Below are 8,258 nucleotides of genomic sequence, written 5' to 3' on the forward strand. Positions count from 1 at the left end.
ACATCTGCTCGGACGCCGAGGCGTTCTGCTGGGTGACCTTGTCCAATTGCTGGATGGCTTCGTTGATCTGCGAGGCGCCGACATCCTGCTCGCGGCAGGCGGCGCTGATCTCGGACACCAGCTCGGCGGTCCTGCGGATGTTGGGCACCAGCGAGGTCAGCATCTCCCCGGCTGATTGGGCGGCCTTGACGGTGTCCGAAGATACAGCCCCGATCTCGGTGGCGGCGGTCTGCGAGCGCTCGGCCAGCTTGCGCACTTCCGAGGCGACGACGGCGAAGCCGCGGCCATGCTCGCCGGCCCGGGCGGCTTCGACGGCCGCGTTCAGGGCCAGCAGGTCGGTCTGGCGGGCGATCTCCTGAACGATGGCGATCTTCTCGGCGATGGTGCGCATGGCCTCGACCGCGCGGTTGACGGCTTCACCCGAAACTTCGGCGTCCTGGGCGGACTGACGGGCGATCTTCTCGGTCTGGGCGGCGTTGTCGGCGTTCTGCTTGATGTTGGCGGCCATCTGCTCCATCGAGGCCGAGGCCTCTTCGGCCGACGAGGCCTGTTCGGTGGCGCCCTGGCTGACTTGCTCGGAGGCGGCCGAAAGTTCCTGGCTGCCGGCCGAGACGTTCTCGGAGGCCGACACCGCGTCGGACACCACGCCGCGCAGGCGTTCGACCATGCGCTGCAGCGCCAGGCCCAGCACGTCCTTGTCCGACAGCGGCTTGGCCTCGGCGGTCAGGTCGCCGTCGGCGATCTGGTCGGCCAGGCCGGCGGTGGCGCGCAGGTTGGCGGTCATCCGGCCCACGGTGTCGATCAGGTCCTTGATCTCGTCATTGGTGGTGACCGTCGCGCGATGGCCCAAGTCGCCCATGGCGACGGCTTCGGCGACCTCGGCCACCCTGTTCAGACCACGGCTGATGGTCGTGGAGATCCACCAGGCGGCGGCCCCGGCCAGGATCAGGGCGACGATGGCCGCGCCGATGAGCACGTTGCGAGTGGTCTGATAGGCCTTCTCGGCGGCGCCCTCGGCGGCCTTCAAATGGTCATTCTGCAGGTCGACCAGCTCACCGGTCGTCTTGCGCAGAGCGGCCGTGACCTGGCTGGACGACGGCGCCTGCGAGACCTTGGTGGCCTCGGCGGTCTGATTGTCCATCACCAGCTTGCGAACCTCGGCCTCGATTGGCGAGTACTGGTCCCAGGCGCCTTGCAGCTCGGCCCACTTGCCCTTGTCGGCGATCGGCGCGGCGGCGGTGGACTCGGCCAGCTGGGTTTCGAACTGCTTGCGGAACTTGAGGATGTCGGTCTCGTACCCGCGCATCTTCTCGGGGTTCGTCGCCAGGATGAGGTTCTTTTGCGACCTCACCATTTCGACGAAGGCCGTCTTCAATTGCTGGGCGTCGGCCAGTTGGGCCACCGGCCCCGAGAGCACGGACTTCAGATTGTTGTTGAGGTCGGCGAGGCTGACCACGGCGAAGATCGTAGCGCCCATCAGCATGGCGATGAGCAGGCCGAACGCGATGCCGAGCTTGAGTTTGATCGTGAAACGCATGGAGAAGGTCTGGTCCCGGCTCAAGATTGAAGCGCGTTGATGGGGGTGGCGGTGGCTGACGAACGGCCCCGCGCGGCGAAGATCTGGTCGAGATCGGGGATGATGATCAGGTCGCCGTTCCGGCGCGCCAGCAGGCGGATGAAATCCGGGCGCCAGCGCATGCCGACGCGGGGGGCTTCCTCGGTGGTGTCGTGGGCGACCGAGGTGACCTCGTGCACCTTGTCGGCGCGCAGGCCGATCAGGGTGGCCTCGCCGTCGAGTTCGTACTCGATGACGACGATGCGGCTGTCGATGGTCGGCTCGCCGGCCGGCATGTCGAAGGCCAGGCGCAGGTCCACCAGCGGAATGATCCGGCCGCGGAAATTTATCACCGCCCCGACGAAGGCCGCCGCGCCGGGGACGGCGGTTTCGGGCAGCAGGTCGAGAACCTCCCGCACCAGCCCGGCTTCCAGCGCGAAGGTCTCGCCCTGCAGGTCGAAGGTCAGGGCCTCGATCGGCGTGTCGATGTCCATGTCCTGGGCCCTTCCCTAACTGGCGACGCGCAGTTGCGCGTCATGGCGTTGGCCGGCGGCCACCAGGTGGCCGATATCCAGGATCAGGGCGACGCCGCCGTCGCCCAGGATGGTGGCGCCCGAGAAGGCGCCGACCTCGGCATGGAAGCCCGACAACGCCTTGATGACGGTCTGGTGGTCGCCGAGGATCTGATCGACGACCAGGCCCACCCGCTCGTGGCCGGTGGAGACCACGACGATCTTCTGGTGCTGATCGGCGGCCTGGCCGGTGGCGAACATCTGGCGAAGTCGGATGAACGGCACCAGCTGGTCGCGCAGGGTGATCAGGCTGCGGCCCGTCGAGCGCATGTCCTGCTCAACCGACAGCTCGACGCATTCCTCGACGCTGGACAGCGGGATGACGTAACGACCGGTCCCGACCCGCACCAGCAGGCCGTCGATGATCGCCAGGGTCAGCGGAATACGCAGCGAGACGACCGAACCTTCGCCCGGCGTGCTGGAGAGTTCGATCGTGCCGCGCAGGCCCTCGATGGTGCGCTTGACCACATCCATGCCGACGCCCCGGCCCGACAGGTTGGTGATGGCGGCGGCGGTCGAGAAGCCAGGAGCGAAGATCAACTGCAGCAGCTCGTTGTCGCTCAGGGCTTGGCCGGGTTGGATGAGGCCGTTTTCCTCGGCCTTGGCGCGAACGCGAGCGCGGTCCACGCCGCGACCGTCGTCGGTAATGGTGATCACCACCTCGGCGCCGGACTGGCGGGCGGCGAGCACGACATGACCTGTCTCCGGCTTGCCGGCGGCGAGGCGTTGCTCGGCGGTTTCCAGGCCATGGTCGGCCGCGTTGCGGATCAGGTGGATCAGCGGATCGGCCAGGCGCTCGATCACCGTCTTGTCCAGCTCGGTGGTCTCGCCCTCGGTCGACAGTTCGATGGTCTTGCCGGTGTCGCGGGCCAGGTCGTGGATCAGGCGTCGGAAGCGGCCAAACAGCTGGGCGATCGGCACCATGCGCACCACCATCATGGTGTCGCGCATCTCGGCCGCCAGGCGCTCGATCTCCTCGGCGACGGAGCGCAGGGCGATGTCGCTGCTGGAAGCGGCCAGTTGCTTGAGGCGCGACTGGGCGATGACCAGTTCGCCCACGCGGTCCATCATCTCGTCCAGCCGCTCGGCCGGGACGCGGACGGTGTCGCCGGCGGTCTTGGCGTTGCGGCCTTCGCTGGCGGCGGGCGACTCGTCATTGGCGCCGACGCTCACAACGGTTTCGACACCCTGTGTGACGACCTGGGCCTGGGCGGCGGCGACCTCCTGGATATCCAGGGTCATGTCGTCGATCACGAAGATGAAGACATCCTCGATCGCGTCGCGGCCGTTCGGGGTGATAACGGTCACGTCCCAGGCCAGGTGGCATTCGGTGGCGACCAGATCGTCAAAGGCTGGGACCGCGTCGGTGATCGCGACCACCGTGCATTCGCCCAGTTCGCGCAGTTCATCCAGCAACGGCAGGGGCCGGGTGCCGTTGATCAGGGCGTCGGCGGGCAGGCTGAACTTCACGCGCCAGGTGTTGAGTTCCGGCGCGGCGGGCGTTTCAGCAGGCTCAGCCTGGCCCGCGCCCTCGACGACGCGATGCAGTTCGGCCAGCAGTGCTTCGCCCGTGGCTTCTGATGCGGCACGCCCTTCGGCCAGGGCGCGCATATGGTCCTGGCAGGCCAGGACGGCGCCGACCAGCTCGGAGGTGGCGGCGACCTCGCCCTTGCGGACGCGGTCGAAGGCGGTTTCGCAATGGTGGGTGAAGGCGGCCAGGGCGTCGAAGCCGAACATGGCGCCCGAGCCCTTCAGCGTGTGGAGCCCGCGGAACACCGCATCGACCAGATCCCGGTCGCCCCCCGCGTTCCCCTGGGCTCGATGAGCCAGGTCGAGCAGGCCCTGTTCGATCTCTTCCAGCAGCTCCTGGGCTTCCTGGCGGAAGATCTCGACGGGATCCTGACCGCTCATTTGGCCAGGACCTTCTTGACGACCCGGACCAGCTGTTCGGGATCGAACGGCTTGGTCAGCCAGCCCGTCGCGCCAGCGGCTTTCGCTTGCGCCTTGATCTCGGCGTCGGACTCGGTGGTCAGGAACAGGATCGGCACCCCGGCCCCGGCCGGGCGCTGGCGCAGCGCGCGGATCATCTCCAGACCGTCCATGACCGGCATGTTCAGGTCGGTGACGATCAGGTCAAAGCCGCCGGCGCTGCCCTTATCCAGACCATCCTGCCCGTTCACCGCCTCGGTGACGGCATAGCCTTCGCCGCTCAGGGCGATCTTGATCGCCTGCCGGATGCTGGCGGAATCGTCCACTGTAAGGATCGAGGTCATTGGGCCGTCCCTTGTAGCCAGAACTTCGCACGGTCGGACGCCGTGTCTTCGAGGAAGCCGCCGCGCTCGAGTACTTCAAGCACCGCTCCCTGAGCGGGGTGACGCAACTTAAAGTCACAGCCCGTCTCGGCGGCCTTGCGACGCGCGGCCTCAATGAGTTGGACGAAGGTCAGATCGGTTTCGGCGACGTCGCTAAGGTCCACAACCACAGCCCGGTCCTGTCGCAGCGCGGCTCCAAGCTCATCATAAGCTTGAGTAATATTTGCAACTGTCACAGAATTGACAAAAGATATCAGGTTGTTTTTGGCTTTACGCAATAACATAAGCCCCCACACTAGCTAAATAGCACCGTTATGCGAATTTTTATTCCTGGATTATCTTGTGACGGTGCAATTAAGTTAGTGTGAATATAACAACCTAAGCGCGGGCGGCAATTTGTCGCGATGGACGGGCCAATTCAGGCGGCGCAACAATCTCCAACGCCACAAACCGCGCTGAATTTGGTCAACAACGACGTGGCTGGACCTTAAGCCGTGCTGGACTCGTCTTGGCCGGGGCTTAGCCAAGGTCACTACCGGCGAGCGTGAGATCATTCCGGAGCAGGCCGAGGTCGTCCGGCGTAGCTTCCGCGACTACGCCGCCGGCAAGAGTCCGCGCCGCATCGCCATCGAATTGAATCGTGAGGGCGTGGCCGCGCCGTGGGCGCCAAGTGGGGCGACACTTCGATACGAGGCAACCGGGCGCTGGGGTCTGGGATCATCAGCGACGAGCAGGGCGAGGTGTTGGCGACCCTGCACGGCGATCTGGAGACCATTCTGGCCTAGGCCGCTGACCAGGGAGGTCAGCGGCGGGGGTCGGTTTACAGCGGCTACAGCCGCATACGGACGAATTCTCGCAGAGCGAAAATCCATAAGTCTCTGATTTTCCTGGAAGAAAATGGCGCGCCCGGAACGATTCGAACGTCCGACCCTCAGATTCGTAGTCTGATGCTCTATCCAGCTGAGCTACGGGCGCGCATTGCCTTTCGGCGAGGCGGGGGAGATAGCCCGGACGACCAGGGGACGCAAGCGCCTTTTGATGCAGATGGCGCGAAGTTTGTGCAGAACAGCATGCGGCCCTTGACCCGCAAGGTTCCGCTCCCTTCTTGAGAGGAGCGACCTTGGCCGTGCCGGGATCGCGACGGCGCGCCCCTCGTTTCCATGACCGGGGCCGCCGTGGCCAGGACCCTTCGACGAAAGTTCGCCATGCGCCTGATCGCTCCGTTGCTTCTCGCCCTGATCGCCGGCTGCGCGCCCCTTTCGGCGGAGGCCGGACCATCGGTCGCCCCCGCCCCGGCCTACAAGCCCAGCGGCATGGTGGCGGCGGCCAATCCGTTGGCGGTCGAGGCGGGCCTGCGGGTGTTGCGCGACGGCGGGACGGCGGCCGACGCGGCGGTGGCGGTGCAGGCCGTGCTGGGGCTGGTCGAACCCCAGAGCTCGGGCCTGGGCGGCGGGGCGTTCCTGGTGTTTTACGACGCCAAGACCGGCAAGGTGACCGCCTATGACGGCCGTGAGAAAGCGCCCCAGGCGGCCGGTCCCGACCTGTTCCTGGGTCCCAACGGCGAGCCGCTGAACTTCGTGACCGCCGTGCTGTCGGGCCGATCGACCGGCGTGCCGGGGGCGGTGGGCATGCTGGCCCAGGCCCAGAAGGAACACGGCAAGGCCGCCTGGAGCAGCCTGTTCAAGGACGCCGAGCGCCTGGCCGACGGCGGCTTCACGGTCAGCCCGCGCCTGGCCGGCATGATCAACAGCACCCGCATCCCCCAGGGCCAGGCCCCGGACGCAGTCGCCTATTTCACCAAGCCGAACGGCCAGCGCTATCAGGCCGGCGACACCCTGAAGAACCCGGCTTACGCCGTCACCCTGCGCAGCCTGGCCGCCAAGGGACCCAGCGCGCTCTACGAGGGTCCGCTGGCCCAGCGGATCGTCGATCGGCTGCACCAGGGCGAGCTGCCCTCCAGCATGACCCTGGCCGATCTGAAGACCTACAAGCCACGCTCGGCCGACGCCCTGTGCCGGCCCTGGAAGGTCTACACCGTCTGCGTGCCCAACCCGTCGTCGAGCGGCGTGTCGGTGATCCAGGCCCTGATGATGCTGGAGCACACCGACATCGCCCAGCGCGGCCCGAGCGATCCGATCGCCTGGACCCTGCTGGCCGAGGCCGAGCGCGTCATGTACGCCGACCGCGACCGCTATGTGGGCGATCCCTCGTTCGTGAAGGTGCCGGTCGAAGGCCTGCTGGACCCGGCCTATGTGGCCCAGCGCGCCAAGCTGATCGGGCAAACCGCCGGCCCCGCGCCCAGCTACGGCCAGCCCCAGGGCGCGCCGGTCGTCGGCCCCGACAAGACCCAGGAGCCGGCCGGGACGACCCACATGGTCATCGTCGATCCGATGGGCAATGTGGTGTCGATGACCACTACGGTCGAGAGCGTGTTCGGCTCGGGTCGAATGGTCGGCGGCTTCTTCCTCAACAACCAGCTGACCGACTTCAACTTCGCGCCCACCGACCGCGACGGCGCGCCGGGCGCCAATGCGGTGGCCGGCGGCAAGCGGCCGCGCTCGTCGATGGTCCCCATCGTCGTGCTCGACAAGGGCGGCAAGTTCCTGGCCGCCGTGGGCTCGCCGGGCGGCTCGGCGATCCTGTCCTATAACCTCAAGGCCATGGTCGGGGTGTTCGACTGGGGCCTGTCGATGCAGGAGGCGATCAACCTGCCCAACCTGGTGGCCCGGGGCGACAACTTCTCGGCCGATGTCGAGAAGTTCGGACCCGAGATGACCGCGGCGCTGCAGGCGCGGGGCGTGGCGATCAAGACCGGCCAGAACGAGACCTCGGGCCTGCACGGCGTGATCGTGCGGCCGGGCGGGGTGCTGGAAGGCGGGGCCGATCCCCGGCGCGAGGGCGTGGCCAGGGGGCTGTAGCGCCTAGCGCATCGCCGCTTCGATGAAGTGCGGGCCCGGCTCGCGCATCGCCCGGCTCATCGCCTCGTCGAAGGCCTCAGCCGTCTCGACCCGCAGGGCGGGCACGCCCAGCCCCTCCGCCACCGACACCCAGTCGATGCGCGGATCCGACAGGTCCAGCAGGCGCGAGGCCGCCGGCCCCGGCTCGCCGCCGCCGGTGCGGCCCATCTCGATGCCGAGGATGCGATAGGCGTGGTTGGCGAACACCACCACGGTCACGTCCAGCTTCTCGCGGGCGATCGTCCATAGGCCCTGCACCGTGTACATCCCCGCCCCGTCGCCCGTGAGGGCCAGGACCTTGCGGTCGGGGCAGGCCACGGCCGCGCCGAGGGCCAGCGGAATGCCCTGGCCGATCGCGCCGCCGGTCAGGGACAGCCAGTCGTGGGCGCGGGCGTTGCGGGTCTGGGTGAAGATCGGCAGGCCGGCGGTCACCGCGTCGTCCGAGATGATCGCGCCGGTCGGCATGTGGCGGGCGATGGCCGCGCCCATCGCCCAGGCGTCCAGCTTGCCGGCCGGGGCGGCGGCCGGCGCATAGGGCTCGACGGATCCGGTCACGGGCGCGTCCAGCACCTGGGCCAAGGCCTCGAGCGCGGCGGCCGCGTCGGTTCCTCGGTCGCTGAGCATCAGGGTCGCGCAGCCGTCCGGCACCAGCACACTGGGTCGGTCGGGATAGGCGAAGAAGGCCACCGGCTCGGCCGTGGCGACCAGCACCATCAGGTCCACGCCGTCCAAGTCCTTCAGGGCCTGCTCGCCGAAATAGGCCAGCTTGTCGGGACGGAAGCGGCCTTCGCCGCGCGCCTGGCGGGCGGTGAAGGTGTCGGTCAGAACGCGCACGCCCGTGGCCGCGATCCGCCCGGCGGCG

At 67.8% G+C, this 8,258-nt stretch carries 8 protein-coding genes, 1 tRNA gene and 1 pseudogene; 3 read left to right on the forward strand and 7 right to left on the reverse strand.

Annotated elements, in window-relative coordinates; translation table 11 throughout:
* The 5 genes from WAL33_RS13855 to WAL33_RS13875 form a co-directional block, all read right to left on the reverse strand.
* Window positions 1-1,537 (reverse strand): methyl-accepting chemotaxis protein (locus WAL33_RS13855; RefSeq protein WP_422182105.1); only part of this gene is annotated, 1,537 nt, incomplete at its 3' end.
* Between the two features lie 20 nt (window positions 1,538-1,557).
* On the reverse strand, window positions 1,558-2,049 hold the full coding sequence (locus WAL33_RS13860) for a chemotaxis protein CheW (RefSeq protein ID WP_422182106.1): 492 nt from the start codon (window positions 2,047-2,049) through the stop codon (window positions 1,558-1,560).
* 15 nt (window positions 2,050-2,064) lie between these two features.
* A complete protein-coding gene (locus WAL33_RS13865) occupies window positions 2,065-4,038 on the reverse strand; it encodes a chemotaxis protein CheA (protein WP_422182107.1) in 1,974 nt (657 codons plus the stop codon).
* Entirely contained in the window at window positions 4,035-4,400 is a 366-nt protein-coding gene (locus WAL33_RS13870; RefSeq protein WP_422182108.1) for a response regulator, read from the reverse strand. The genes WAL33_RS13865 and WAL33_RS13870 overlap by 4 nt, the downstream gene beginning before the upstream one ends.
* On the reverse strand, window positions 4,397-4,717 hold the full coding sequence (locus WAL33_RS13875; RefSeq protein WP_422182109.1) for an STAS domain-containing protein: 321 nt from the start codon (window positions 4,715-4,717) through the stop codon (window positions 4,397-4,399). The genes WAL33_RS13870 and WAL33_RS13875 overlap by 4 nt, the downstream gene beginning before the upstream one ends.
* A gap of 274 nt (window positions 4,718-4,991) precedes the next feature.
* On the opposite strand from WAL33_RS13875, the pseudogene WAL33_RS13880 reads away from it, so the two are divergent.
* Window positions 4,992-5,054 (forward strand): annotated as a pseudogene (locus WAL33_RS13880) (hypothetical protein); the annotation flags it as partial.
* A 44-nt stretch (window positions 5,055-5,098) separates the two neighbouring features.
* Complete coding sequence (locus tag WAL33_RS13885) at window positions 5,099-5,224, forward strand: hypothetical protein (protein WP_422182110.1); 126 nt, start codon at window positions 5,099-5,101, stop codon at window positions 5,222-5,224.
* Between the two features lie 113 nt (window positions 5,225-5,337).
* Here WAL33_RS13885 and WAL33_RS13890 read toward each other — a convergent pair.
* Window positions 5,338-5,414 (reverse strand) — tRNA-Arg (locus WAL33_RS13890).
* Between the two features lie 230 nt (window positions 5,415-5,644).
* Between WAL33_RS13890 and ggt the strand changes: the two genes are divergently transcribed.
* Window positions 5,645-7,357 (forward strand): gamma-glutamyltransferase, encoded by a 1,713-nt coding sequence (gene ggt / locus WAL33_RS13895; RefSeq protein ID WP_422182111.1) that lies wholly within the window; start codon window positions 5,645-5,647, stop codon window positions 7,355-7,357.
* 3 nt (window positions 7,358-7,360) lie between these two features.
* On the opposite strand, the gene WAL33_RS13900 is transcribed toward ggt, so the two are convergent.
* A partial coding sequence (locus WAL33_RS13900; RefSeq protein ID WP_422182112.1) for an acetolactate synthase large subunit occupies window positions 7,361-8,258 on the reverse strand: 898 nt, incomplete at its 5' end.

The organism is Caulobacter sp. (assembly GCF_049283275.1).
GTDB lineage: Bacteria > Pseudomonadota > Alphaproteobacteria > Caulobacterales > Caulobacteraceae > Caulobacter.